The organism is Collinsella sp. AM09-41 (genome assembly GCF_003473245.1).
Lineage (GTDB): Bacteria > Actinomycetota > Coriobacteriia > Coriobacteriales > Coriobacteriaceae > Collinsella.
The window spans coordinates 162,174-188,252 of the sequence record NZ_QRMJ01000001.1; the positions used below are offsets into that span (position 1 = coordinate 162,174).

Sequence of the window (26,079 nt, forward strand, 5' to 3'; positions counted from 1 at the left end):
TGTACTTGATGCTTCTTATGCCCAAAGAGCGCCAGGCCATCCATGGCATTGCAAATGAACACATAACGGACGTGTTAAGCGGTCGGGGCCGGAGCGCATCGGCGATTCCAAGCGCCCGGCTACGCATGCATCAGCACACAGGCTAGCGCCCCTCACCGCCCAGCAGCGCCAGGACATCCTCGCGTGTGAACAGCGCCGACGAGATGCCATCGCCGCCGAGCACGCTGTTGACCAGATCGCGCTTGGACTCCTGCATCTGCATAATGCGCTCCTCGATCGTGTCCTTGGCGATGAGCTTGTACACGGTCACGGTGTGCTGTTGGCCAATGCGGTGGGCGCGGTCGGTCGCCTGGTCCTGCGCCGCAACGTTCCACCACGGGTCGTAGTGAATGACCACGTCGGCAGCCGTCAAATTAAGACCCACGCCGCCCGCCTTGAGCGAAATCAAAAACACCGGCACCTCGCCCGCTTGGAACTGCGCAACCATCTTGGCGCGGCTCTCCTTGGACGATGCGCCCGTGAGCTTAAGGAAGGCAATGTCCTCCTTGGCCAGGCGCTTGCCGATGATATCGAGCATGCCCGTGAACTGGCTGAACAGCAAGATGCGATGACCACCGTCGAGCGCACCATGGACGAGCTCCATGCACGTATCGAGCTTGGCGCTTCCCGCCTTGTAGTCCGCGTAGTGCAGATGCGGGTCGCAGCAGATCTGGCGCAGCTTGGTGAGCTCGGCGAGCACCTTGAGCTTGTCCTTCTTAAACTCCCCAGCCTCGCGGTGCTGCACCTGCTGGGCGATGCGGTCCTGGTTGGCCAGGTAGAGCTTGCGCTGCTCGCCGGTAAGCTGCGCCATGACGGTGTCCTCGATCTTCTCGGGCAGATCGGCTACCACGTCTTCCTTTACGCGGCGCAGCACAAACGGGCTTACGAGCGCCTGCAGACGAGCGGCGCTGTCGCCCTCGGCATGCTCAACGGGGCTCTCAAAACGCTTGGCAAACGAGTCGCGCGTGCCCAGAAGGCCCGGCATCAAAAAGTCGAAGATGCTCCAGAGCTCGGACAGGCGGTTTTCGATGGGCGTTCCCGTTAAGGCAAAGCGCACGCCGGCCGGCAGACGCTTGGCAGCGCGGGCCACCTGGGTGAGCGGGTTTTTAATGTACTGGGCCTCGTCGAGCACCACGCGGGCAAAGTCCTGCTCGGCGTATTCGTCGATGTCGCGGCGCATGAGGTCATACGACGTCACGATCACGTTGTGCTCGGCAACACCGGCAATTTGCACGCGGCGCTGAGCCTTGGCGCCCACAATGGCACACACATTAAGCGTTGGGGCAAAGCGCTCCAACTCGGCAGTCCAGTTGTACACAAGCGACGCGGGGCATACCACGAACGTGGGTTTGGCATCCCCCGCCTCCACGCGCGCCAGAATATGCGCGATCATCTGCAGCGTTTTGCCCAGGCCCATGTCATCGGCCAAGATGCCGCCAAGGCCCAAGTGCTCGAGCGAGCCGAGCCACTGATACCCGTCGACCTGGTAGCCACGCAGCGTAGCCTTGAGCGAGGCGGGTGCCGTAAAGTCCATCTTGCCGAGCGTGTCCAGACGCTCAACGGTGCGACGAAATGCTGCGTCGCGATCGGCCTCGAGCGCGGGTGTGCGCGCAAGCATGCTATCGACAAACAGGGTACTCGATGCGGGAAGCGACACACCGTCGAGCAGGTCGACGGCATCGACACCCAAGTCCTCGGCAAGGCCAAACGCGGCGCGCGCTCCCTCATCCAGGCGCACGATGTCGCCGGACGTAAGGCGCACAAACGTCTGGTGGCGCTTATACGAGTCGAGATAGATGGCAAGGTCGGCTGCCGAAAGCCCGCTCGCGCCCAACTCGACATCGAGCAGGTTGCTCTTGACGGCCGCACGCACCGAAAGTTTGGGCGCAGGGCGGACCGAGATCTGGCGCAGGCGGTCGCTGAGCATGACCTCGCCAAGCTCGGACAGCGCAGACAGGCCCTCGGTCAGCAGGCAGAACAGGCTGGCGTCGTCGCGCTCCTCAAACGCCAGGCCGCCCTCGCGAAAATCGAAATACAGGGCCGCCGTGTCCATGACGCGAAACTCCGCCACCGCGTCGCGGGGCGGAACGCCGGGGCGTTGCTCTTCGAAGGGGCTGCCCGGGGCACCAAGGCTAAAGAGATTTGCCGACCAATCGCCGTAAAACACCGTGATCTTGCAGGTCACAAGGCCATCGTCGGCGCCAATCTCAAAATGAAAGCTCGCCTCGGGCGCCACGGCATCGAGTGCGGCGGGGGCGGTCAGGTCGGTATAGTCGCGCAAAATGGGCAGCGCCATACGGCAGAACTCACCCACCTGCTCGGCGGCAATATGGGCGGGCGTGCGGCACGGCAGCAAGCGCGACAAAAAAGGTGCGGCATGCTGAGCAAATGCAGCGTCGGTACGGCGCGCGCGGCGCGTGTCAACCAAGTAGGCGACATCGCCCGACGCAAAGCAGTACATATCGGCGGGCAGGCGCAGGTCATAGCTACCACCAGCCGCCGGCGCGATTTTGGCGGCAAGAAGTGGTGGGCGCTTAGCGGGCGCCTCGTCCTCCCCTTGCGGAGACAGCTCAACCGCCACGTCGTAGGTGCGACGCGTCGTCGTCCCCCGCGACCAGGCGGGCTCAAAGGAGATGGTCTGGCCGCGCAGCAGGTCCAGCACATATACGATGCTATGCTCGGACAGCGGCAACTGACGCTCGGCAACAAAACCGCTGCGGGCAAAGTCGTACGACGCCGAACGCGAGCTTGTGATGTCATCGAGATAGGCAACTGTCGTCACAACAAGGTTGAGCAGCTTTGTCGATGTTTCGTCAAAGGCCTCAGGTGAATGGACAAACGTGAGCTTCTTGCCATAGGAGAACGTGCCGCCGCGCACGTAGGCATCGGCCATGCCGTCGATGTCCTTGACCACGTAGGAGACCGATCCACAGCGAATGCGGAACTCGAGCGCCCAGCTAAAGCGGTCAGCGAACAGCGGATTGTAGTACGGCGCCAACGAGGGCTCCAACACCGCCTTGGGGACATCGGGATCCACACTGCTGGCGAGCTTGCGGCGCATGCTCGCCAGCTCATCCATGCGCGCGTCCGAAAGATCGGAGAGTGCCGCCATGAGGCTGGGGCTCGTGGGGATGGGCGCCGGAAAGGGAAAATTGGGGTTGACGGCCGGCGCGGCGGACGCGGCGCGCGCGGGCTGTTTCGGCTGCGCCGTAAACGTGCGAACCGGCGTGCGCAAACCTTCGACGGGCTCGGCGCCGCTGGCATCCAAATACGCCAGCGCCGTGGCAATAGCGTGCTTACACATACCGGGATAGCGGTATGCGGCGGGGCAGTCGCAGTCGTAGTCGATAACCTCGTGCTCGTCCATGTCGAGCGCCACGTGCGTCTTGTACAGGTCACCGCGCGAGCCGCGCACCGTGCCCTCGACCGTCACGTTTTTGGAGAAGCGCGAGCCGCTGTCCTCGATCGACAGCACGGCACCGTTGAGCATGAGCGAACGCCCCTTCATAAAGGTGCCGCTCAACGCCGCCTCTTTGCGAAGCGCCTGCACAAACGTCCCCTGCGCCATCACTTCCTCCAATCTCACCCGGGGTAGCTTAGATCACCGTCACGCGACCCTGGTTACCCACAATGGCCTTGGCCTCGGCCAGCAGCGGAATCGAACGCGCGTTGACCTTGGCAGGTACCTCGGCACGCAGCACGCGCCCGTCCACCTGCTCGATAAAGATCTCCACGCGGTCGCCGCCCGGGTTAGCGGCGAGCACCGTGGCCAGGCGCGCCATATTGCCCTGGCTAAAGCGGCTGTTAGGCACCATGACCTCAAACACCTTGGGCTTGTTGTTCTCCTCGTTGAGCTCGAGCGGCACGATCTCCTGCGCGATGATCTGGTCGCCGCGGTCCGAGCGCTCGAGCTTGCCCTTAATGCGCACAAAGGCATCGGACAGCTGCGCGCCGGTCTCGGGATCGACCTCGCCGTACAGGTACCCCTCGGCCTCTTTATAGGTCTTGGGGAACACGACGACGGTGGCCTCGCCTTCCATGTCCTCGAGCTGCACGATGCCCATGGGGTCACCGTTTTTGGTCACGCGCTTGGACACGCTCGAGACCATGCCGGCCCACCACAGCGCCTTGCCCTCGGGAATCTCCTGGTTGATGGTGCCGCCCGTAGGATTCTGAACTTCGTAGCCGGTATCGATCTGCGAGAACGAGAAGTCGCGCGCCTTGGCTAGTGCATACTCAAACGGGCGCAGCGGGTGGTCCGAGACATAGATGCCCAGAACCTCCTTCTCCTGGCTCAGCTTAAGGTGGCGGTCCCACTCCTGGCCGTCCGGATCGGGCACGCTCACCTCAAAGCCCGAGCCCTCAACGTCGCCAAACATGTCGAAGAACGAGGTCTGGCCGCTCGCGCGGTCCTTCTGGCGCTTTATCGCGGCGTCGATGATGTTCTCGGGGTTGTTCTTGTCCACAAAGTGCATCATCTGACGACGCGGATACCCCGTGGAGTCGAAGGCGCCTGCCTTGATCAGCGATTCGATTACGCGACGGTTGGCCTGGCTCGAGTCCACGCGCTCGACAAAGTCGTGCAGTGTCTTAAACGGACCGCCCGCCTCGCGCTCGGCGATAATCGCCTGCGCCACGCCGGTGCCCACGCCGCGGATGCCGGCCAGACCAAAGCGCACGCCCTCCTTGGTAGCCGTGAACTCGGTGCCGGACTCGTTGACATCTGGCGACAGCACGGGGATGCCGTCGTGACGGCACGCCGAGACGTAGTGCACGATCTTGTCGGTCTTGCCCGTATAGGACGTCAGAACGGCCGCCATGTACTCGTGCGGATAGTGCGCCTTGAGCCACGCCGTCTGCATAACCAGGATGGCGTAGCCGGCGGAGTGCGACTTGTTGAAGGCGTAGGATGCGAACTCGAGAACATCGTCCCAAATCTTCTGGGCGACCTCGCGCGTGTAGTTGTTCTTGATAGCGCCGTTCATCCAGTGGTCGTAGGTGGTCTCGTCCGAGCCATCCTCCCAGTGCAGCACCGTCGACGTGAGCAGCTTGATCTTCTTCTTAGCCACGGGCTTACGGATACGCGAGTCCGATTCGCCCTTGGAGAAGCCGCACATCTCGACGGAGATGAGCATAACCTGTTCCTGGTAGACCATGGTGCCGTAGGTTTCGCCCAGGATGTCGTCCAGGCGGTCGTCGTAGGAGACGGCCGGCTCCTTGCCGTTCATACGGTTGATGTAGGACGAAACCATGCCGGCGCCCAGCGGGCCCGGGCGGTACAGGGCGATCAATGCCACGACGTGCTTGTACTCGGTGGGCTTCATGTTCTTGATCGTGGCCGTCATGCCGGCGGACTCGACCTGGAAGACGCCGGCGGTATGGCCGGAGCCCATGAGCTTAAAGATCTCGGGGTCGTCAAAGGGGATCTCTTCCTCTTTGATGTCGATGCCGAAGTTCTTTTTGATGTTTGCCTTGGCCTTGGAGATAACCGTCAGCGTGCGCAGGCCCAAGAAGTCCATCTTGAGCAGGCCCATGTCGGCAACGGTATGACCTTCGTACTGGGTAATCTCGACGCCGCCCTTGGTGTCGAGCTTGGTGGGCACGTGCTCGTTGACGGGGTCGCGGCAGATCAGAACGGCGCACGCGTGCACACCCTCGCCACGGGTAAGGCCCTCGATCGAGAGCGCCGTGTCGATGATGCGGCGGGCGTCGTCGTCCTTTTTATAGGCCTCGGCAAAATCGGGGTTAAACAGATCCTCTTTGCCGGGTTGCTTTTCGAGCACCTGCTTGAGCTTGACCTTGGGGTCGCTCGAGACCATCTTGGACAGACGCTGGCCCATGTAGACCGGGTAGTCCAGGACGCGCGCAGCGTCGTTGATGGCCTGCTTGGCCTTAATGGTCGAGTAGGTGATGACGTGGGTGACCTTCTCGGGGCCGTAGAGCTGGCGAACGTGCTCCACGACCTCGAGGCGCCGCTCATCGTCGAAGTCCATATCGATATCGGGCATCTCGGTACGCTGCGGGGACAGGAACCTCTCGAACATCAGACCGTTCTCGAGCGGGTCGAACGCGGTGATGTTCATGGCGTAGGCGACGATAGCGCCGGCGGCCGAGCCACGGCCGGGGCCGACGCCGATGCCGTTGTCCTTGGCCCATTGCACGTACTCGGCAACGATCAAGAAGTAGGCGGCAAAGCCCTTGTCGCAGATGACTTTGTATTCGTACTCAAAGCGCTCTTTGATGTTGACGCCACCAATCTCGCGCGTGGCCCAGTCGTCGCCGTAGTGCTGGCGCAGGCCCTTCTCGCACTCGCGGCGGAACTGGCTCTCGTGCGTCTCGCCGGGATCGAGCAGCGGGAAGCGCGGCAGGATGATGGAGTCCCAGTCCAGCTCAACGTAGCACTTGTCGGCGATCTCGAGCGTGTTGTCGCAGGCCTCGGGGCAATACGGGAACATCGCCCGCATCTCCTCCTCGGTCTTCATGTAAAACTCCGAGCCAGTCATGCGCATGCGGTTAGGGTCGTCGACCTTGGCGTTCATACCGATGCACATGATGACGTCCTGCACGGGCGCGTCCTCGCGGCGCAGGTAGTGGAAGTCGTTGGTGGCGATGACCTTGACGCCCACCTGCTTGGCGATATCGATGAGCGTACGGTCCATCTGCTCGTCGGTCAGACCATTGTCGGTAGTGATGCCGTGTTCCTGGATCTCGATGTAAAAGTCGCCGGGTTCGAAGGTATCGCGGAAGGTCTCGGCCCACTTGATGGCGCCCTCCATGTCACCGCGGTCGATGTATTTGGGGATGATGCCCGCGATGCAGGCGCTCGTGCAGATCATGCCCTTGGCGTGGCGGCGCAGGTTGTCGAGCGTCACGCGCGGCTTATAGTAAAAGCCCTGCACGGCGGCCTCGGAGACCGTCTGCATCAGGTTGACGTATCCCTCCTGGTCCTTGGCCAGAAGGATCATGTGGTAGAGCTCGGGCTTATGGTCGCGGGCAAGCGTCTCGTCCGGCGTAAAGTAGACCTCGCAGCCAAAGATGGGCTTGATGACCAGAGGCGGCTTGAGCTCGTCGATGTTGCCCTTCTCGTCCCACATGGCCATGTCCTTCACATACTGGGCATGCTCGCGCGGGCTGGACTCGGGATCGGGCTCCACCAGCTCGTCGCGGCGGTCCTTTTCCAAGAAGGCCTTGTCGTGGCTCCAGGTTTTGTACTCGGGCGTGTTGTGGTTGACGGCGTCGCAGGCCAGCGCCAGGTCGGGTACGCCATACATGTAGCCGTGGTCGGTAATGGCCACGGCGGGCATGCCCAGCTCAACGGCACGATTGACCATATCCTGGATACGGGTTGCGCCGTCGAGCATGGAGAAAACAGTGTGATTGTGCAGATGGACGAATGCCATGTGATGAGCTCCGATGCGGGTTCGTGTTCTGACTGAACGATTTTACCCCACGGCGCGGACAGCGCCCGAACCTAGCCAAACCCACACGGGCAGTCTTTTTGGGACGTGTCTTTTTTAGCTGCTTTGACCTGATTGCTTCATTCGTCGCAAAGGGGCCGGACCGCGACCCCATGTCGCGGTCCGGCCCCTGAGGAAAGCTCAGCTCAGGTCCTCGCCGTTTGAGGCAATTACCTTGCGATACCACTCGAACGATCTTTTCTTGCTGCGCCGACGTGTGCCGTGTCCTTCGTCATCGAGGTCGACATAAATGAAACCGTAGCGCTTGCGCATCTGGCCCGTTGCGACCGAAACCAGATCGATCGGTCCCCAGCACGTGTAGCCCAGGAGGTCCACCCCGTCGATTTCGACGGCGTCCTTCATAGCCTGGATGTGCTCGCGCAGGTAATCGATACGGTATCCATCATCCACAAAGCCGTTCTGATCCGGCTCATCCGGGGCTCCGAGACCGTTCTCCACGATAAAGAGCGGCTTTTCGTACCGGTCGTATATGTCGTTCATGGTGATGCGCAGCCCTGCGGGATCGATGAATCTGCCCCATGGCTCCATCTTGAGGTAAGGGTTGGGGGCACTCTTGAGTAGATTGGAGTCGAACTGCCCCTCGGTGTTTGCCTGCGCCACGCGCGTCGAGTAGTAAGAGAAGCCCACGAAGTCCACCGGATTCTGCGCAAGGACCTCCTCATCGCCCTCCGCCCAAGGAATCGCGAACCCTTGACGCTCATACTCCGTGAGCATGTAGCACGGATAGTGGCCGCGCACCTGCACGTCGGTGAACATGTAGTGCTTGCGATTCTCGTCCTGAGCCGTTTTAACGTCGGCAGGGTTGCAGGTAGCAGGATAGAAAATACCCGCATTGAGCATGCAGCCGATTTGCGCACCAGGGATGATCTCATGGCAGGCGCGCACCGCGCAAGCACTCGCCACGAGCACGTGATGCACCGCGTTATGAACGGAGACGTAGCGGTCCTCCCCCTCATCAAACACGATGCCTGCCGCCATGAAGCACGCAGAGGTCATGATGTTGATCTCGTTGAACGTGAGCCAAGAGCGCACTTGATTGCGGTAACGTGCGAACACAGTGCGAGCGAAGCGCTCAAACATGCCCACGAGAGCGCGGTTGCGCCAACCGCCGTATGCCGTAACAAGATGCATGGGCACGTCATAGTGGTTGAGCGTCACCACCGGCTCGATGCCCTGTTCGAGGCAGGTGCGAAACACATCCTCATAGAACGCGAGGCCCTGCTCGTTGGGTTCGGAGTCATCCCCGTTGGGGAATATACGGCTCCATGCGATGGAGAGGCGCAGAGCCTTGAAGCCCATCTCGCCGAAGAGCGCGATGTCCTCGCGGTAATGATGATAGAAATCGATGGCCTGTTGGGCCGGGTAGTAATGGTCGGACAGCGGCTCGAGCGGAACGTCGTCACCCCTGATGACGGCGAGACGGTCCCGCCCGTACGGCAGAAGATCCGCGTTGGCGAGCCCCCGCCCGCCCTCGTCCCAGGCACCCTCACACTGGTTGGCGGAAAGCGCGCCGCCCCAGAGGAAATCAGAACGCAATGGCATGGGAGTCCTCCTTATCTTGCTTTTAGTGCGAACGGGCACCACCATGCAGCGGTGCCCGTCCGGGTTCATGGGGCCCCAGTTCCGAGAAGAGACTCGTTGCGCTAAGGCACCCTTCTAGATGCAGCGCTTAAGCCTCAAGGGCCTCCTCGGCTTCCTTCTCGCCCGATTCGCGATTGTCGAAGCCAAAGACCATGCAGAGGGCGAATGTCACCGCAAAGCCAATCGCGCAGCTGATGGCGCCCGGAATGATGTCCTGGCTGAACTTGATGACGTTCATCCACGGGAAGCCGACTCCCGAGAAGACGAAGATGCGCGCGTTGAGCAGACCGCATGCAAGGCCGCCGGCCGCGCCGCCGATCATCGACCAAGCGAGCGCCTTCTTATCGCGCAAGAGGATGCCGTAAATGATGGGCTCGGATACGCGGCCGAGCGCATAGGTAGCGAAGGTAGTCCAACCGAGCTGACGGTTAGCCTTGCCCTTTGCACGGATGCCGTAGGCGAGCGCGACCGCAAGCGTCACGTAAACAACCACCGTCGTACCCGGAGTGCACACGGCGTCATAGCCCACCTCAAGCCAGCCGGGCATCATAGCGGTGAGAATCGGCACATGCATGCCGGTAGCGATCACGAGGTTCCACGTCGCACCGACCACCAGACCGCACAGCGGACCGGCGTTCGCGCCGAGCCAGATGATGATATCGGCGATGATGCCCATAATGAAGGAGACGGCGGGGCCGAAGACGCAGAGTGCAAGCGGCAGCATGATGAGCATGGTCCCCACTGGAATCACGAGGATGCGCAGCATGTCAGGGCAATGCTTCTTGATAAGCCCCTCTACGTAGGACTGAATCCACACGATAAGGATGATGGGAAGCACCGACTGTGTGTAATTCACCAGCGTCATGGGGATGCCGTAGACGTCGAACGGAGCGCCCTCCTCGACGATAGCGAGCATGCTCGGATGAATCATAATAGCAGCCGTCATGAGCGCGAGCACAGGACTCGTCTGGAACTTCTTGGCCGCCGCATAGGCACCGAAGATCGGCAGGAAGTAATATGCCGCGTCTCCCACCAAGGTGAAGAGCCGGTACATGCTGCCCTCCGCGGCTAGAAGGCCCGCGCCTTCCGGACCAAGCAAAATGGTGAACATGCGGAAGATACCCGCGATGCAGAACACGGGCAGAATGGGAGCGATAGAGCCGCTCACCGCATCGAGAATCAGATTGCCGATGCGCTTCGGAGCGAACCGCTCCTTCCAGGGAAGCCTCTCTGCTGCGTCCAGATCTTCATCAATCGCCGTCTGGACTTCAAAGCCGCCTTCCCTGCATACCGCGCCGTAGACCTTGTCGACGGTCGGCCCGATTACGAGCTGCACCTGGCCGCCAGCGTGCACCACGCTAATCACTTCGGGAATCGCATTGAGCTTGGCGTCATCTGCAAGCCCCTCGTCCTTAAGAACGAGGCGCAGACGCGTCATGCAATGCGTCGCGCTTGAAACATTCGCCTTGCCGCCCACCTCTTCGATGATTCTTTGGGCGAGTTTTTGATAGTTAGTCATCATTCCTCCTTTTACGCCACGAATCGTCGTGGCACGAGATGGTTCTCGTACTTTCGGAGGTCATGCCCTGCCCTAACACAGGTTACAATCCTTCTGGCCTGGGTTGTCAGCGTCCGGCTGTGCCGGATTCCGCCTTCGTACAGATACGGTTGACATGGAGCATGAAGTAAAGCTTCTCCTCGTCGGTGAGCTCCGTATGCCATTCCCGCTTCATATAGGTACAGATGTGGTCGATGCATTGCGCAAGCTCGGGAAACTCCTCGCGCGAATTCGCATAAAGCGGCAAATTGGCGCTGCTGAGGCTATCGTTACCCTTGATACGCTTGAACAGATACTGCACGTGTGTCGCAAACCGTGAGAACTCAAAAGACTCCCGATCGATGATGGTACGGAAATCGTACTCGACGATATCAGTGACATCGTTGAGCAGGCGCTCAAACGATTGGGCGCGATCGCTTGCCACAGTAACCTCTGCCCCAGTCTTTGCATTGACCAGATTCATGGCGATGCTTGCCACCTCTTCGCGCGGCAGCTCGACGCCCAACTCCTGCCGCACGCGCGCGGTAATGTAGCGGCCGATTTTGTATTCCAGCGGATAAAGCTGCTGCACATCATAGGTAAGGGGCATATCAAAACGAATGCCCTTCCTCTGCCGCGCAATCGCAAAGGCGATATGGTCGGCCATGATGAGCACGGCGTTGGGACTGAGTTCGTAAGGCAGCTCGTTCTCTACAATATCCATGATCTTTGCCGTAAACAGCACCACATCGGCAGGAAGATCCTGCATGATACGCTGCCCCTCGGCATCGATGCTATAGAACGTGCGCTCGATATGGTCCATCGCGAGCTCCCGGGGGAAGTCACCACCGAAGCCGACACCCTTGCCGAGCGCCACGACCTCGCGACCGCGACTATCTCGACAAATCACGGCGTTATTGTTGAGCTTTCTGATCGCCAGCATATCGATGCACCTCCTCTCTTGATGATAGGGCACTCATTCGGAGCTGAACAAAAAGGGCATGACCTCGGCAGAAAGCAGCACCCTACTTGCCTACGGTCATGCCCTAAAGTGACACCCGAATATATGTGCAATTGAATAACGAACGGAATCCGGATGGCCATGCTCCCCAAAGGGATAACAACCCATCACATGTATTTATAGGCCCACCCGAGATGAACGTCAAGTGTAAATTTGCGTAATCCGCACCCTTGATTGGCAACTTCATCCGCGTAATCCGCACCCCCGACTGATTCTGAGTTGCGGTGAAATAGTTCCTGCTGGAGCCAGCTGGGCCGTAAAACAGGAACTATTTCACCGCAAGTTATGGGGAGACTGGGCGTGCGGACGGCCCTGGTGAGCTAGAGGTTGTAGGTGACCACCTGGGACTCGGCGGGGTTGGAGGGATCGGACTGCTCCACGCGGACGAACTTGACCGTCACCGTCTTAAAGCCCGCCTTGTGCAGAACATCCGAATAGACGCGCGCCTGCATTTAAAGAAACAACGGCGGTAATTGCTATCGCGATTGCGCCAATAACACCGAGCGCTATCTGAATGGGATATAACCCCAACACATATCCAAATATGGAGAAAAACATTGCAGAAAAGAGAGCCCTTACCAGAGACGCGACGGAAAGGATCGTCGCGCGGAGATCGTCCGCTATCGCGTCTTGGATTAAGTTTTCCGAAGTGATGTACACCACTTCTGGGAGAAAACAAAGCACCATGCTAAGGCCAAACAAACACAGCGGATTTGAAGCGAACCACGGAAGAATCATGAAAAGACCGGCCTCGATTAGCATCGAGCCGAGCATGGTATTTCTTTTCCCGAAACGCGATGAGAAGAAATCTGCTGCAATGTAGGCCGTCGCATTTACTGCATAGGATGCACCGAAAAAGATTCCTATTATGGAGACGGGAGCATCAAATGCGTCGAATACCAACTGATTCAAGTTGTAATAACTCCCATAGAATCCATCGAGCATGCTTGTGCCGATTAGAAGAAGCAACACCGCAAAAGCGGATTCTCCAATGCTCCAGGTTTCGCGTCTGAAGATCTTGGCTACGTCAAACCTTTCCTCCCCAGAGTTTTTGGAATGGGTCGTTTCCATCCTCTCAATGGGATACAGAAGGAAAAGCTGCAGGAGATAGAAAACGGAAACGCATACGTAGAGGGCACTCCAAGATACTTGGGCAATGAATGATCCAAGTACGATTGCCACTCCCGTCGCGATTGATTGCGCGGCAAGCAGCCGAGCGTTGATGGTGAGGAAGCGCTCTCCTTGACCGGCATTTCGGGCAATTTCATATAAAAGTGCTTGTTCGGATCCCGATTGAAGGGAGTAGGCGAGTGCCTCGACAAGGGAAAGCGCGACGAGAAAGGGGCCTGAGAGCAACAGCATGCCAGCCGTATGGAAGAAAAGAAGCAGAACGCCCACTTGAATCGAGAACTTCTTTCCAAAGAAATCGCCTACCAGCCCTGTTGGCAGCTCGAGGACGACCGTTGCAATGTTGTACAGGGCTTGATAAAGCGCGATTTCCGTGACAGACATTCCTTTATCCGCAAGGAAAAGTAGAAACACTCCCCGATTTAAAACAAATCCCGCGAGAACGAAAAAGGCGGAATAGATGTGCAGTTGCGTAGCGGCATTCTTATTCATTTGGCACTTCCAACAACATTTTTTGTCGGGCTGTTCGCTACTGACTCAAAACCCGAAGCGTTCACGGTTTCCGATGAAGAGTCACCTTACCTTTTGCGGTATGGGCGCTTCTCGTACTTATAGCCGTTGAGCTTGTTGCGGCTGGGACACTTGCCCGTGGCGTTCTCGATATCCTGCATGATGGACCCCGCCAGAGCGTCAAAAAGCTCCTCCGGCGTCACCTCAAGCGTTTTGGTGAGCTGCATGATAGCTCCTTATTCGTTTGAACCGTTCGGGCTATTGTACCGTCCCAGACTCTCCCATGCGTTGTGGTGCTATTTGGACGATTGAGGGCTTTATTCCGGGGCGGCCGTGTGGGTTTGCCCAAAGTAGCTAAAAGAGCCCCGTCCAAAAAGACTGCGGTGGAATCGATAGGGATTCCACCGCAGGTTGTTGAGGGTTAGAGGTTGTAGGTGACCACCTGGGGCTCGCAGGGGTTGGCGGGATCGGCCTGCTCCACGCGGACGAACTTGACGGTCACGGCCTCAAAGCCCGCCTTGTGCAGAACATCAGCGTAAACGCGCGCCTGCAGGGCGTGCTTCTCCTGCAGCTGTTCCGGCGTCTCGTCCGGTGTGCCGCCCGTCTTGTAGTCGATGACCAGCGCGCGTGACGAATCCGCCGGGTTCGTCGTCAAAGCGTCGATGGCGCCCTCGGCATATGCACCGTAGCGAGCGATGTCCTCGTCCTCGCAGCCCAGCGAAAAGAACGGCACCTCGGCGCGAACGCACGGCCAGGCAAGCAGCTCGGCACGGACCGCCGACTTGAGCCAGCGGTCCAGGGCAACGTCGAAGCGCTCGCGCTGCTCCGGCGTCAGGCGCCACAGACGCGCCAGCGCATCGGCACGCGCGGCGGGCAGCTCATCGGCACCCATCTCGATCAGCCACTGGCAGGCGGCATGGAACGCCGAGCCCAGCGCCATGGGGTTGCCGGCGGGCTCAACGGCGGCCGCGCCTGCATCGGCCATCTCCGAGCCATCCGACTCCGCATCATCGCCGGCCTCGTCCATGGGCACGTGTGCCTCGGCGGCACGGTCCTCGGACTCGGCATGCAGCGCCGCGGCAATTGACGAGTAGCTGTACGAATCGCGCGCCGGATACGGACAGGTGCCCATGCGCACGCCCACCGCCTGGGGATACACGAGCTCAAACGCATCGGGCTCGGGGTCGGCAGGACCGGGAACAGCGGCGCGGGCATCCGCACCGGCACCCTCCGGCTCCGCATCGCCGCGGACAAGCCTGCCCTCGACATCCAGCGAAGCGTTGGCCTCAAACGCCTGCTCGCCAAACGTAAAGTCCGCCAGCGAGATGAGCTCGTAGTCGCCCGGCTTGGAGTTGTCGAACACCAAACGGTCGCTATCGAGCTGCGGCATGTCCAGGCTGTCGGTCGGCAGGATGCGGCGCAGCACGTCGTAGGTCAGATCCGTCTCGACATCGAAGGTCGGCGCGCACACCTTGCCGCGGCTCACGCCGACATCCATCGCCAGAATGACCAGCTCGCGCGCTCGCGTCATGGCGACATAGAGCAAGCGAGCCCGCTCCTCGAGCGAAAGCTGCAGGTCGTGGTTGCGCAGGCGAACGAATGCCTCGGCGGGAGAACCCGTCGCGCAGACATCCTCCATGAGCTCCGGCGGCAACCATAGCGACGTGCCCTTACCCTTAAACGCATGCTCAAACTGCTTTTTGACGTCATCGCCCTTTACGAACGTGCCGTCCGCGAGTTTAACGCCGTCGAAGCGCGCCGGCAGCGCCACGACCTGCGCTCCGCCCTCGACACGCCCCATCTGAGCCGCACCCGAGGACTTACGCACGCCAAAGCACTCCGCAACCGCTACGACCGGATACTCCAGACCCTTGGACGCATGCACGGTCATGATGCGCACCGCGCCGTCGCCCTCCTCGTTGAGCGCGCCCGGGGCCTCCTTGCCCGCCAAGAAGCGGTCGAAGGCGAGCGCGATGGAGCGCGGAGAATTGCCGAGCTCGACCTCTGCCTCGGCCACGGCGTCGAGCGCCTTGAGCACGTTGGCGGCGATGGCCTTGCCCTCGGGACCACGCTGCGCCAGACGCACGAACCAGCCGGAGGCATTGACCACGTCGCGCGCGATGGCGGCGAACGAATCGCGTCCCACGCGACGAAGCGCGTAGCGCAGCACCTCGCGGGCACGCGTCACGAGCGGCAAGTCTTGCAAACCCGGCACGTCGAAATCACTCATGATGCCCACGTCGATATTCCGGCGCGAGGTCTCCCCCGTCTCGCTATCGAGCTTGGTCGCCAGCGCCAGGAACTCCTGGGCGCCGAGCGCAAACATCGGCGAGGCGAGCAGTGGCATAAGGCCCTGCGCCGTATCGGCCGGATTGGCGAGTGCGCAGACCAGGGCACGCACCGTCTGCACCTCGGCTGCCTGGGCAAAGACCGAGCCGCCTGCGATCACGCAGTCGAGCCCCTGGTCGCGGAAGGCCTGCGCATAGACATCGGCGTTGGTCATGCGGCCCAGCAGCAGGACCATGCTGCCCTGGGGCTGGCCCGCTTTAACGAGTGCTTGGAATCGCTCCGCAATCGCGCGAGCTTTCGCCTGCGTTCGCTCCTGCGTACTGCCACCGGCAACGAGCAGCGCCTGGCGGCGCGATGCCTTCGCCTTGAGCTTGTCCTCGCGTTCGTCGCTCGGTTCAAGATCCAAGAACCCCTGCATCAAACCACCGGTGTCGCCGTCAAAGACGCGCGCCACATAGCGCAGCACCTCATCGTGGCTGCGGAAGTTGCGTACAAGCTTGACGAGCTCGCCGGCGGGGGCATCGGACGTGGCGACCGTCTCGGACGCCGTCGTCGAGCCCACCTTGAGCTCCTGGCGACGGAACACCTCGACCTCGGCACCACGGAAGCGGTAGATCGACTGCTGCGCATCGCCTACGGTGCACAGTGCGCGCTCCCCCACACCCGTCAGGTAACGGATCAAATCGACCTGCATCTGGTCGGTATCCTGGAACTCATCGATCATGACCATCTTAAAGCGACCCTCATAGGCCGCTCGGATGGCGGGATAATCGCGCAGCGCCTCGTACGCCATGCGCAGCAGGTCGTTGTTATCAAGCGCGGACTGGTCAGCCTTGAGCGCGCGGTATTCCGCCTCCACAGCACGAGCAAGCCCCACCAGCGCATCGAGCGCCGGACCGCCGCAGGCAAGCACGATATTGATAAATGCATCGGCGGCCTCGGCCTTGAGCAGCTCCACCTGCTCCTTAGGAAACGCCTTGCTCGCCCGAGGCATGCTGCACGACATCATGAGTCGCGCCGCATCCTCCATGGTTTTGCCGCTCGCCTCAAACGCGTCGATGGCATCGAGTGCCACCTGCGCTTTCTCGGTCGCGGCCTTGCTCGCACCCAACGCCGCGCGATAGGCGTCGGCAAGCGCAGAGGTGTCGGCCTGGCCGCGCGCCACGCACACATCGTCCATGCCGCCCGGCAGCTGGCTCGATAGCTCCAGCAGGTCGCGCACCAGACCTTTGATGGTGGTACCGGCGCCAAACGGCCCGCCCTCGCCCGCCATGGGATACCAAGCGTAGAGGGCCTTAAGCGAGGCGGCGAGCTCAGGCGCGGCATCGGGCGCCGTCGCGCGCCCCAGCACATGCTCGACAGCCTGATCCATAAGCTCATCGGTATCGGTAAGCACCGTGAACTCGGGATCGATGCCCAGCTCCAACGCATGCGCGCGCAGGATGCGCGAACACATACCGTGAATGGTCGAGATCCAAGCGTCGTCGACGGTCAGGGCCTCCTCGTCCATACCCTCTTCGATAAGCGCGCGACGCACGCGGTCGCGAATCTCGGCCGCGGCATCTTTGGTAAAGGTAATGGCGAGCACCTGGTCCAGATGCTCGACAAACGGACCGGATTCGGGCGAGAGCGCGTAGACGATGCGGCGCGTAAGGGTAAAGGTCTTGCCCGAACCGGCACCCGCCGAGACAAACAGCGGACGGTCGAGCGTTTTGACGATCTGCAGCTGTTGCGGCATCAAAGTCGAAAGATCCATGGTCTACACGTCCCTCCTTACAAACGTTCCTTCGTGGTTATACGAGCAGCGCGCATGCGCGGCCTGAGCCGACGTCGGGTCGACGGCGGCAACGTCGCCTGCCTCGAGTTCGTGCAGGCGCTCGGCGATGCCGGCCTCCACGCGATCGAGCAGGGCGTCGAAGTCCATGCTGCCACCCTCGCCGGGAAAGCCCTTCTTAAGCCCCGGGATGCGGCCGTCACCACGCTCCTCCTCGAGCAGCTCGGCACTCGCGGCGCCGCGCAGCGCCGGTTTGCCGCCCTTGGTCGAAAAATAGAGCGCCGCACGGGCATCCAGATCCAGCGCCCGGCGCATGGCCTGCGCATAGATAAGCGTCTGGGTATGGGGCGGCAGCCACCGCGGGTCGTCGATGGCGGCCTCGCCCGATTCCTCGTCGCGCGCCGTGGGGTCGGCGAGTTTAAACTCCTCAACGCCCGTGCGATGCTTGTAGTCGATTACCACGGCGCGATTCTCGGCATCCACATCCACGCGGTCGATGCGCCCGCCGAGCGGCCAGCCGGCATACTCGACCTGGAGCTCGTTGAACGCAAACTCCAGGTAGCGCGGCGCGAAGGGCGCGAGCGCCTCGGACTCGTAGGCAAGAACGCCCTCCAGCTGCGGCAAAATCTCGGCCACCTGGCGCTCCTCCACCGGGGAGAGCGGCACGAGCGGGCCCTCGGTACCGCGCTTGCCCGCATGCTCGGCCAAGGTCTCGTCAAAGACCTCGCGCAGCAGCTCCTTCGCGCGTGGCAGATTCATGGGTGTCACGCGCTCCATGCCCTCCTGGGGCAGACGGGCATGCAAGTGTTCCAGCACGTCGTGGACAAAGTTGCCCTTCTCCATATTGCCAAAGCCAGCGTCGATCGACTGGGGCTTCACGCGGTACGAGACGAACCAGCATAGCGGGCAGGTCGAATAGGCCTCGATCTGCGAGGCAGACGTCAGGCGCGGCACGAGCGGCGCATCCTCGCCCTCGCCATCGCGACGACGCAGGACCAGATACGGAATGGCTTCATCGCTCAGATGCTGAGGAGCTTCGCAGGTCACGCGCTCGCGCCTAAGACCTTCGCCTGCCGCGGGATCGAAGTCCCTTACGATATCGCCCTCACCCACACACTTCGCCTTGTCGGCGCCAACGGCCTTAGCGTCGTCAGCGGCCTCGGCATGCGCCCGCAACTCGGTCCACACGGCCGCCGGATAGCACTCGCGCGCCTGACGATCGTGGGTCACACGGGCGAGCGTAACCGGACCACGCGACGCTTGTATCGCGCGGCCAAAGCGTGCGCGCAGCAAGGCCGCAGGCTCAAGCGTCACGTCCTCGCGACCGAGGCTCGCCGTCAGCGTGGTCAGCGGCCCCTCTTCGTGTGAGAGCGGATAGCTGTCCAGATCGACATCGGCAAACAGCACGGCATCGTAGCTGCCGGGGCGCAGAGCCGCCGCATCGGCAAGCGAAGCAAAGCGAACCTGGGCGCGTGGCGCACGGTCAACCTCGTAGGTCTCGTAATCGTAGGCGGCGCTACGCTTGTCCACCTTGGTGCGAATGCCATCGAGCACGGGCACGGTCGCAGCCTGCGACACGTCGAGCGTACGAGCATCGTTCATAAGGATGTCGATGGCATGGCGCAGCAGAGCCGTCTCTGCCTGGCGACGGGCCTGACCGTCAAGGCCGCCTAGTGCGCGATCGGGCAGTGCCTCGGCAACGGCAAGCATGGCCTTGAGCGCCGTCACGGGTTTGTCGCGCCACAGCGCCTGGAACACGTCCGAGATCACGCACGGCACGCTCTTAAACCAGTTCTCGTCGCTCGCCGCTTTACGCGCGCCCCTCACCTGGCCCTGCACGCTCTGCAGCAGGCTCTTGACGCCCGCAGTGGTCTTGCTGCGCGACAGTCGCATATTCTTGTCGAACGTGCGCGCGCTGGCGGCGTCGGCACCCGAAAGCGGGCTGTAAATCCAGTCGGTAAGCTCCGGAGCGGGCCACCACTCAGTCTTAGAAGCTGCCCCTTCGTCGGCGGCCTTCATGCGCTCGATCAGGTTGGCGAGCGCCGTGAACTGCCTGCCCGCAATGGATTGGGAAAACGCCGTGAACTCGGCCGTCTCGGCAGCAACGTGGCGCGCCGCCAAACGAGCGGCAAGCTCGCCGAACAGCTGGGGTGCCCGGGCGGACACCACGAGTACGCGCACGGGATCGACGGGTGCGGAGGCGGCATCGTTGACCTTGGACTCCTTGCGCGCTTTCACCATCTTATCGATGACGTCCGCATAGACACGGGCACGGGCATGGGGCCCGGCGACTTCCACAAAGGCAGGACGTACGACGGACTTTGGAGCAATCGCGGGAGCGCCGGCATCCTCGTCCAGCGGCGCGATCTCAAACAGCACACCGCGGACATCAAATGCCGCGGCAAGCTCCTCGCGCATCGCCGCTTGCTCGCGGGCAAGCAGCACGACAACCTCTCCCCCGTTGTTTGCCACGGCGGACAGCAGCTCGAGCAGGCTATACGTAAATGACGTGACGCCGCGCACGCAAACGGCGCGGGCGCACCCCGGCAGGTTGTCGGCCAAAGCGCCGGCCATAATGTCAGCCGCCTCGCAGGGCTCGACCATATCTCGACGGTCCAAACCGCGCGCATAGGCGCACAAAAGTTCAAACACGCGAGCCTCGGCGTCGCTTCTGGGCTTGGGCTTGCAAACGTTGTCGCAGCAACGCTCGGCACCTGTCCCTGCCACACCCGGCAGCACATCGCGAGCCATACGCGCGAGCATACGCACCGTGCCCTGGCTGCGCGAAAGCGGCTGCAGGTCGGCGTCGTCGAGACGCGCTACCATGTCCGAAAACAGCATCTGGCGCTGCAGGTTGTCGACGAAACCGCGCCCGTCGCCCAAAAGCTCCCAAAGCGAGCGAAGCCACGATGTAGGCGTCTTGTAGTCAATACCCAGCGAAACGCCGGCTTCCGCCGCATCATGACGGCACAGGTCGAGCTCGGCAAACGTTGGCGCCAGCAGCACGGCACGCCCGTGGCGGGCAATAAGGTCGGCAAGCAGCGCCGCCTCGGCATCGCTCAAATCCGCGCCGGCGTTGGTGGTATAGATTCGAACAGGCATGGTCCTCCACTCAAACCGTTCGCAATATTCAATGCTTCCATCCTACCCGCCCACGCGGACAGATTGCTACCTCAGCTCCATGTTTTGGTGCAAAGCAACCTGACCCCAACGCACCAGCCGATTGCGGGCATATAAAAACCGCCCCCGAAGGGACGGTTCTGCACAATTCGTTTGTTGTCGCTGGCCTACTCGCCATCCTCCAGCTTGATGAGGATCTTGCGATAGCCGCCGTACTCGCCGTTCAGCGCCTTTGAAACGCGGCTCACCGTAGTGGACGAAGCGCCGGTGCGGGCCTGAACCTCAACATAAGGCTCGCCCTCATCCAGATAGCGCGCAACCTGCAGACGTTGCGAAAGATCGCAGATCTCGCGCGGCGTGCAGATATCGGTCAAAAACGCTTGGATATCCTTCTCGTCATCCAAAAGACTAAATGCGTGGACCAGCTGCTTGACATCAGGCTTGTCAAACATGTTCTCGATATTCATCGATCACCGCCAAACCCGCCATAAGGCATCGAAGTTGATACTGACATCGGGCATCGTTCGCCCGTTCTATGCAATAGGGCAACGCCTGTGGCTTTTGCCCGTAGCAGTTTAGCACACCACCAAACTAAAGCGACAAAACTCTCTGCCAGCGGCGCGTTTTCTAGGACGAACGCCGTTTTGAAACCGAATGCGCACGCAAGCTCCACGAATATCTGAGACAATGGGCGCCCAAACAGAGCCGTGCCCGAGCATCTGTCCGAGTTGCAAAGGCATGTGCCTCTCACGCTCCCTCACCACGCCATGCGCAAGAAAGGATTCACACCATGCGCTTTATGCTCAACTGGCTTTTGACCTCAATCGCCATCGCGATCGCAACGTTTCTCGTCCCCGGCATTCAGCCCTTCGGCATGGCCGACGCCTGGGTCTGCTTTGCCTTCGTGGGACTGTTCCTCAACATCGTCGACTCGCTCGTTAAGCCGTTCCTGACGGTCATCTCGCTGCCACTCACTATTATCACGCTTGGTATTTTTCAGCTTGTGGTCAACAGCTTTATGCTCGAGCTGGCCAGCTACCTGTCGGTCAATCTGCTGGGCGCGGGTATCTCCATCGCCAGCTTTGGATCGGCGTTTATGGGCAGCATCCTGGTATCCATCATGCGCAGCATTCTCGACAGCATCGCCCGGAACTAAAGCGACCGGATACGGACCGCCACAACACGCCAAAACGAAGGCCGTCCATCGCAACGATGGGCGGCCTTGCCATTTGTCGAGCCTCAGAGGGCAGGAAAATCTACCATTTCTACCCCGTCCCCCAATAGCAGGTGGGGCTAGATGACGTAGTCGTAGCCCTCGCTGGGGGCGACGAGCGTATCGAGCGTCACGCCGTCGAGGTAATCGTTGATGAGCTTGTCCAGGTTCTTCCACACGTCGAGCGTGGGGCACTCATCAGATCGCGAGCAGCCCTTGCAGTCGCCATCCAGGCAGGCAACCGGCGCCAGACTACCCTCGGTCAGGCGCAGGATCTCGCCCACCGTGTACTGCTCGGGCGGGCGCGTGAGCACATAGCCACCGCCCTTGCCGCGCATGCCCGAGAGCATATTGGCGCGCACGAGCGTAGCCAAGATGTTCTCGAGATATTTCTCGGAAATCCCCTGTCGCGCCGCGATCTCTTTGAGCGGGATGCGACCGGCCGCCTGGTGCTCGGCCAGATCGACCATAACGCGCAGGGCATATCTGCCCTTAGTAGAAACCAACATGTATAGTGCTGCCTTTCGGTCATTTAGTCCGTAGAAATTCTAGCCGAAAAATAGTTTTGAAAATACCCGTTCCGGTCAAGATGGTTAATCGACTCGCAATAATCTTCTATTTCCTATTGCATTACTAGGCTTTAGTGTCTAGTATGCTTCCCAACAGCTAAACGAACAACCTATAAGGTTTATGGGTTTAGCTGCCACACGCGCCGTGAAGCCACACGGCAACCAGCAACTTGAACACTTTGGAGGTTCACCATGAGCAAGGTTTACACGTCCATCGATCAGCTTATCGGCCACACCCCGCTTCTGGAGCTCACTCACTTTGAGGCCGACGAGGACCTCAAGGCTCGCGTGCTCGTCAAACTGGAATACTTCAACCCCGCCGGATCCGTCAAAGACCGCGTCGCCAAGAACATGATTGACGAGGCCGAGAAGGCAGGCAAGCTCGTGCGCGGCGGCGACTACACCATCATCGAGCCCACGAGCGGCAACACCGGCGTCGGTATCGCCTCGGTGGCGGCGGCTCGTGGCTACAAGGTGATCATCACCATGCCCGAGACCATGTCCGTCGAGCGCCGCAAGCTTATGCAGGCATATGGCGCAAAGCTCGTGCTCACCGATGGCTCCAAGGGCATGAAGGGTGCCATCGCCAAGGCCGAGGAGCTGCAGAAGGAGACCCCCAACAGCATCATCGCCGGCCAGTTTGTGAATCCCGCCAACCCCGCCATCCACAAGGCCACGACCGGCCCCGAGATCTGGGACGACACCGACGGCAAGGTTGACATCTTCGTCGCCGGCATCGGCACCGGCGGCACCGTGACCGGCGTGGGCGAGTTCCTCAAGGAGCAGAACCCCGAGATTAAGGTCGTCGCCGTCGAGCCCGCCACTTCCCCGGTGCTCTCCAAGGGCCAGGCCGGCCCGCACAAGATCCAAGGCATCGGTGCCGGCTTTGTGCCCGACGTCCTCGACACCCAGGTCTATGACGAGATCATCCCCGTCGAGAACGACGACGCCTTTGCCACCGGCCGCGCCGTGGGCCACAAGGAGGGCGTGCTCGTGGGCATTTCGTCCGGCGCCGCCGTGTGGGCCGCACTGCAGCTGGCCAAGCGCCCCGAGAACGAGGGCAAGACCATCGTGGCGCTGCTCGCCGACACCGGCGAGCGCTACCTGTCTACGGCGCTCTTCCAGGACTAGAGCTTCTCGTTCTTAGAACGAGTCCAAGGCACGCCGGTCTCCCCTCTCTTCTGGCAGCCTGAGCCCATCTCGTTAGGATGTCCCACGAGACGTCCGAACTTGCTACAATGTCTGCGGCGCGGAACCAGCCTCCCGCGCCGCTTTTCTTTTTTGGCCATATGCCACCAAGGAGAACCTCCCCATGCACAACAAGCGCGTGCTCGTCGCCATGAGCGGCGGCGTCGATTCCAGCGTGACTGCCTATCTGCTAAAAAGTCAGGGCTACGAATGTGTCGGCGCTACCATGCGCCTCACCTGCCCCGCACCCGACCCCACCACGGGCATGAGTAAGGTCGACCGCGACATCGCCGATGCAAAGGCCGTCGCCGAGCGCCTGGGGATCCCCCATCACGTGCTCGACCTGCAGCAGACGTTCGACCACAGCGTTATCGAGCGCTTTGTGAACGCCTACCAGGAGGGGCTGACGCCCAATCCGTGCATTATCTGCAACCGCCACATTAAGTTTGGCGCGCTGCTCGATACGGCGCTGGACATGGGCTGCGACTACATCGCAACGGGACATTACGCCAAAACAAGCCAGGCGGCAGACGGCACCTGGCAGCTGCATCGCGGCGAGGACCCCAAAAAGGACCAGAGCTACTTTTTGTATTCGCTTACGCAGGAGCGCCTGGCACACACGATCTTTCCGCTGGCAGGCCTAGACAAAGAGCGCGACGTGCGCCGCATAGCCGCCGAGCAGGGCTTTACCAACGCCAAGAAGGCCGAAAGCGAGGATATCTGCTTTATTCCTGACGGCGACTACGCGGGCTATATCGAGCGTCTGTGCGGACATCCCGCTGCACCGGGCGATATCGTGTGGCGCGACGGCAGCGTGGTCGGACGCCACAACGGCGCGCTGCGCTATACCATCGGTCAGCGCAAGGGCTTGGGCGTCGCGATGGCGCATCCCGTGTATGTGACTGGTGTCGACGCCGCCAACAACACCGTGCATCTGGGCGAGGCCGAGGACCTGACCGCCGCTGCCCTCACGGCCGATGAGTGGATCTGGAGTGCGCCGGACTCCCGCATGGAGGCGGAGCTCGACGCCGGCGGCATTCGCGTAGGCGCCAAGTACCGCTACCGTCAGAAAGACCAGGCAGCGACCCTTACGCACGGCGAAGACGGGCAAATGCTGCTGACCTTTGACGAGCCGCAGCGAGCCATCGCCCCCGGCCAGGCAGTCGTAGTCTACCGCGGCGACATCGTCCTGGGCGGCGGCACCGTTACGGCAGCCATCAGGTAGCCACGGGATTATCGCCGCACGTGTCGAAGCACTTCAACAGCAGCATTCACCTCGATAACGCGACGCTTCAGGCCGCGGCGGATGGCCTCGAGTCGACCCTCCGCCGTGGCCCATTCGCTCTGCGAAAGAATCTCGATCGCCTCATCAACAAATCCGTTGAGCCGCGATGAATCGAACCAATCGAGCGAATCCGCAAGCGCCAGCTGGACGGAAGGGTCGGGCCCAAACGGCTTAGCGGAAAACCCAAACTCCCCAGCTGCGAGCACGGCAGTTGGTACGTTGTACCACAGACAGTTGCCGCTATCGAACAGCGGAGCAGGTTTTATCTCCAGGGTGTCGACATTACGGATGATGCCGAAGTTTCGCCAATGGCGGTCGCTGTTGGCCAAAAGGGCATCGCAGACAATCATCTGCGACATAGACCTTCTCACAGCGGCCTCATCGGCACCATGCTTGCCAAGGCAGCGACAGTATCGATCGTATGTCGAGTTTCCCCGCTGGCTACCAAATGCGCCCTTAACGTAAACAGCCGGAACGTATTCCTCGCGGCCGTCAAGAAAGTCGTCGCACAGACACACAGGGCCATCGAACATCCGCTCAACCGTATAAGGAACAAACTCGCCCTTGGGAAGCAAACGACGATGTAGAGCCGTTGCAACCGCCTCGTTAATGGGACGCTGATCGTCCATCCCGCACCCTTTAGCCAAAACGCGAATGCCGTTTCGGATCATCCACGATTTAGGGAGCTCGCCCTCGGACGTGTTATCCGGATTTTTAAGACCGATGCCCTCCAGCCAACCCGAACGCCCCTCGGGCGCCGATCGCTCAAAATCATTCTCGAAGTAATTGAGGTTTCGCCATTCGAGCCCGTCGCATTCTGCCGGCCGCAGCCAATAGCAATCCGAAAGCGATAGGCCCAGGCACTGAACCGGCGCCTCAACGCCGTTGACAATTCCCAGCTCGCGGTAGCGCGAGATAAGCCCGGGGCGAACATCGGGCACCGACCGATGCCCCCACCACGCGTTGAGCTCCCGCTTATTCACCGCAGGAGAAGAGCTCGAGCATGTGCCAAACGGCATTCGTTGCGCATCGAGGACCTCGGCGATTTCGAAGGGAAACTCGCGCGTCGGATCAAATGAGACATGAGCGACCTCATGGTCGGCCGACATCAGCGTAAACTTGCGTCCAACATCGGCCGCAGGACGGCGTCCTCGCTTGCGGACCTTTTGGTAGGCAATCGCAGAATTGTACTCGACCATCTTCCGGCCGCCCACAATATCGCACACAAGCGTCCCCGATGCGGCAAGTTGCGATATGCGGGCTTTCGTAACGCCCAACAGGCGGGCGGCATCACCCATAGATAAGTACTCAGATGTATTCATATGCTGCATCACCTCGTTAAGTAAT

At 61.0% G+C, this 26,079-nt stretch carries 15 protein-coding genes; 3 read left to right on the top strand and 12 right to left on the bottom strand.

From position 1 onward, the window contains the following. Positions 1–142: 142 nt before the first annotated feature. From DW112_RS00695 to DW112_RS00740, 10 genes are all read right to left on the bottom strand, one after another. The gene (locus DW112_RS00695; protein WP_118328134.1) at positions 143–3,607 is read right to left on the bottom strand and encodes an SNF2-related protein; all 3,465 of its coding nucleotides are present in this window, start codon (positions 3,605–3,607) and stop codon (positions 143–145) included. Positions 3,608–3,635: 28 nt separating this feature from the next. After that, positions 3,636–7,439, bottom strand: coding sequence for a DNA polymerase III subunit alpha (gene dnaE / locus DW112_RS00700; RefSeq protein WP_117764923.1), 3,804 nt, complete (start codon positions 7,437–7,439; stop codon positions 3,636–3,638). 198 nt (positions 7,440–7,637) lie between these two features. Beyond that, positions 7,638–9,059 carry a 6-phospho-beta-glucosidase gene (locus DW112_RS00705; protein ID WP_117757899.1) on the bottom strand — a complete coding sequence of 474 codons (1,422 nt, stop codon included), beginning with the start codon at positions 9,057–9,059 and terminating at the stop codon, positions 7,638–7,640. Positions 9,060–9,186: 127 nt separating this feature from the next. After that, a complete protein-coding gene (locus DW112_RS00710; protein WP_117764927.1) occupies positions 9,187–10,617 on the bottom strand; it encodes a PTS transporter subunit EIIC in 1,431 nt (476 codons plus the stop codon). Positions 10,618–10,723: 106 nt separating this feature from the next. Next, positions 10,724–11,578: a PRD domain-containing protein gene (locus DW112_RS00715; protein WP_117564499.1), complete on the bottom strand. Its 855-nt coding sequence runs from the start codon at positions 11,576–11,578 to the stop codon at positions 10,724–10,726. A 483-nt stretch (positions 11,579–12,061) separates the two neighbouring features. Beyond that, positions 12,062–13,276: an MFS transporter gene (locus DW112_RS00720; protein ID WP_117775793.1), complete on the bottom strand. Its 1,215-nt coding sequence runs from the start codon at positions 13,274–13,276 to the stop codon at positions 12,062–12,064. An 86-nt stretch (positions 13,277–13,362) separates the two neighbouring features. Beyond that, positions 13,363–13,521, bottom strand: coding sequence for a DUF3284 domain-containing protein (locus tag DW112_RS00725; RefSeq protein ID WP_117764931.1), 159 nt, complete (start codon positions 13,519–13,521; stop codon positions 13,363–13,365). A gap of 194 nt (positions 13,522–13,715) precedes the next feature. Next, the gene (locus tag DW112_RS00730) at positions 13,716–17,339 is read right to left on the bottom strand and encodes a UvrD-helicase domain-containing protein (RefSeq protein WP_118328135.1); all 3,624 of its coding nucleotides are present in this window, start codon (positions 17,337–17,339) and stop codon (positions 13,716–13,718) included. Positions 17,340–17,342: 3 nt separating this feature from the next. Next, positions 17,343–20,459: a PD-(D/E)XK nuclease family protein gene (locus DW112_RS00735; protein WP_118328136.1), complete on the bottom strand. Its 3,117-nt coding sequence runs from the start codon at positions 20,457–20,459 to the stop codon at positions 17,343–17,345. Positions 20,460–20,644: 185 nt separating this feature from the next. Further along, positions 20,645–20,944 carry a YerC/YecD family TrpR-related protein gene (locus DW112_RS00740; RefSeq protein ID WP_022094855.1) on the bottom strand — a complete coding sequence of 100 codons (300 nt, stop codon included), beginning with the start codon at positions 20,942–20,944 and terminating at the stop codon, positions 20,645–20,647. A gap of 323 nt (positions 20,945–21,267) precedes the next feature. Between DW112_RS00740 and DW112_RS00745 the strand changes: the two genes are divergently transcribed. Beyond that, complete coding sequence (locus DW112_RS00745) at positions 21,268–21,633, top strand: phage holin family protein (RefSeq protein WP_117583967.1); 366 nt, start codon at positions 21,268–21,270, stop codon at positions 21,631–21,633. Between the two features lie 137 nt (positions 21,634–21,770). Here DW112_RS00745 and DW112_RS00750 read toward each other — a convergent pair whose 3' ends face one another. Next, entirely contained in the window at positions 21,771–22,199 is a 429-nt protein-coding gene (locus tag DW112_RS00750; protein ID WP_117637349.1) for an Rrf2 family transcriptional regulator, read from the bottom strand. A 252-nt stretch (positions 22,200–22,451) separates the two neighbouring features. On the opposite strand from DW112_RS00750, the gene cysK reads away from it, so the two are divergent. Both cysK and mnmA read left to right on the top strand, forming a co-directional pair. After that, positions 22,452–23,390, top strand: a complete 939-nt coding sequence (cysK, locus tag DW112_RS00755) for a cysteine synthase A (protein ID WP_118328137.1) — start codon at positions 22,452–22,454, stop codon at positions 23,388–23,390. A gap of 181 nt (positions 23,391–23,571) precedes the next feature. Next, the gene (mnmA, locus tag DW112_RS00760) at positions 23,572–24,672 is read left to right on the top strand and encodes a tRNA 2-thiouridine(34) synthase MnmA (RefSeq protein ID WP_199585291.1); all 1,101 of its coding nucleotides are present in this window, start codon (positions 23,572–23,574) and stop codon (positions 24,670–24,672) included. A gap of 8 nt (positions 24,673–24,680) precedes the next feature. Here the strand turns inward: mnmA and DW112_RS00765 are convergent, their stop codons facing one another. Then, positions 24,681–26,054: a DNA-binding protein gene (locus tag DW112_RS00765; RefSeq protein WP_147351820.1), complete on the bottom strand. Its 1,374-nt coding sequence runs from the start codon at positions 26,052–26,054 to the stop codon at positions 24,681–24,683. Positions 26,055–26,079: the final 25 nt, after the last annotated feature.

Bases quoted from the DNA above. Each gene is read 5' to 3' on its own strand.
- DW112_RS00695 (WP_118328134.1), bottom strand. From the start codon at position 3,607: ATGGCGCAGGGGACGTTTGTGCAGGCGCTTCGCAAAGAGGCGGCGTTG.
- dnaE (WP_117764923.1), bottom strand. From the start codon at position 7,439: ATGGCATTCGTCCATCTGCACAATCACACTGTTTTCTCCATGCTCGAC.
- DW112_RS00705 (WP_117757899.1), bottom strand. From the start codon at position 9,059: ATGCCATTGCGTTCTGATTTCCTCTGGGGCGGCGCGCTTTCCGCCAAC.
- DW112_RS00710 (WP_117764927.1), bottom strand. From the start codon at position 10,617: ATGACTAACTATCAAAAACTCGCCCAAAGAATCATCGAAGAGGTGGGC.
- DW112_RS00715 (WP_117564499.1), bottom strand. From the start codon at position 11,578: ATGCTGGCGATCAGAAAGCTCAACAATAACGCCGTGATTTGTCGAGAT.
- DW112_RS00720 (WP_117775793.1), bottom strand. From the start codon at position 13,276: ATGAATAAGAATGCCGCTACGCAACTGCACATCTATTCCGCCTTTTTC.
- DW112_RS00725 (WP_117764931.1), bottom strand. From the start codon at position 13,521: ATGCAGCTCACCAAAACGCTTGAGGTGACGCCGGAGGAGCTTTTTGAC.
- DW112_RS00730 (WP_118328135.1), bottom strand. From the start codon at position 17,339: ATGGATCTTTCGACTTTGATGCCGCAACAGCTGCAGATCGTCAAAACG.
- DW112_RS00735 (WP_118328136.1), bottom strand. From the start codon at position 20,459: ATGCCTGTTCGAATCTATACCACCAACGCCGGCGCGGATTTGAGCGAT.
- DW112_RS00740 (WP_022094855.1), bottom strand. From the start codon at position 20,944: ATGAATATCGAGAACATGTTTGACAAGCCTGATGTCAAGCAGCTGGTC.
- DW112_RS00745 (WP_117583967.1), top strand. From the start codon at position 21,268: ATGCGCTTTATGCTCAACTGGCTTTTGACCTCAATCGCCATCGCGATC.
- DW112_RS00750 (WP_117637349.1), bottom strand. From the start codon at position 22,199: ATGTTGGTTTCTACTAAGGGCAGATATGCCCTGCGCGTTATGGTCGAT.
- cysK (WP_118328137.1), top strand. From the start codon at position 22,452: ATGAGCAAGGTTTACACGTCCATCGATCAGCTTATCGGCCACACCCCG.
- mnmA (WP_199585291.1), top strand. From the start codon at position 23,572: ATGCACAACAAGCGCGTGCTCGTCGCCATGAGCGGCGGCGTCGATTCC.
- DW112_RS00765 (WP_147351820.1), bottom strand. From the start codon at position 26,054: ATGAATACATCTGAGTACTTATCTATGGGTGATGCCGCCCGCCTGTTG.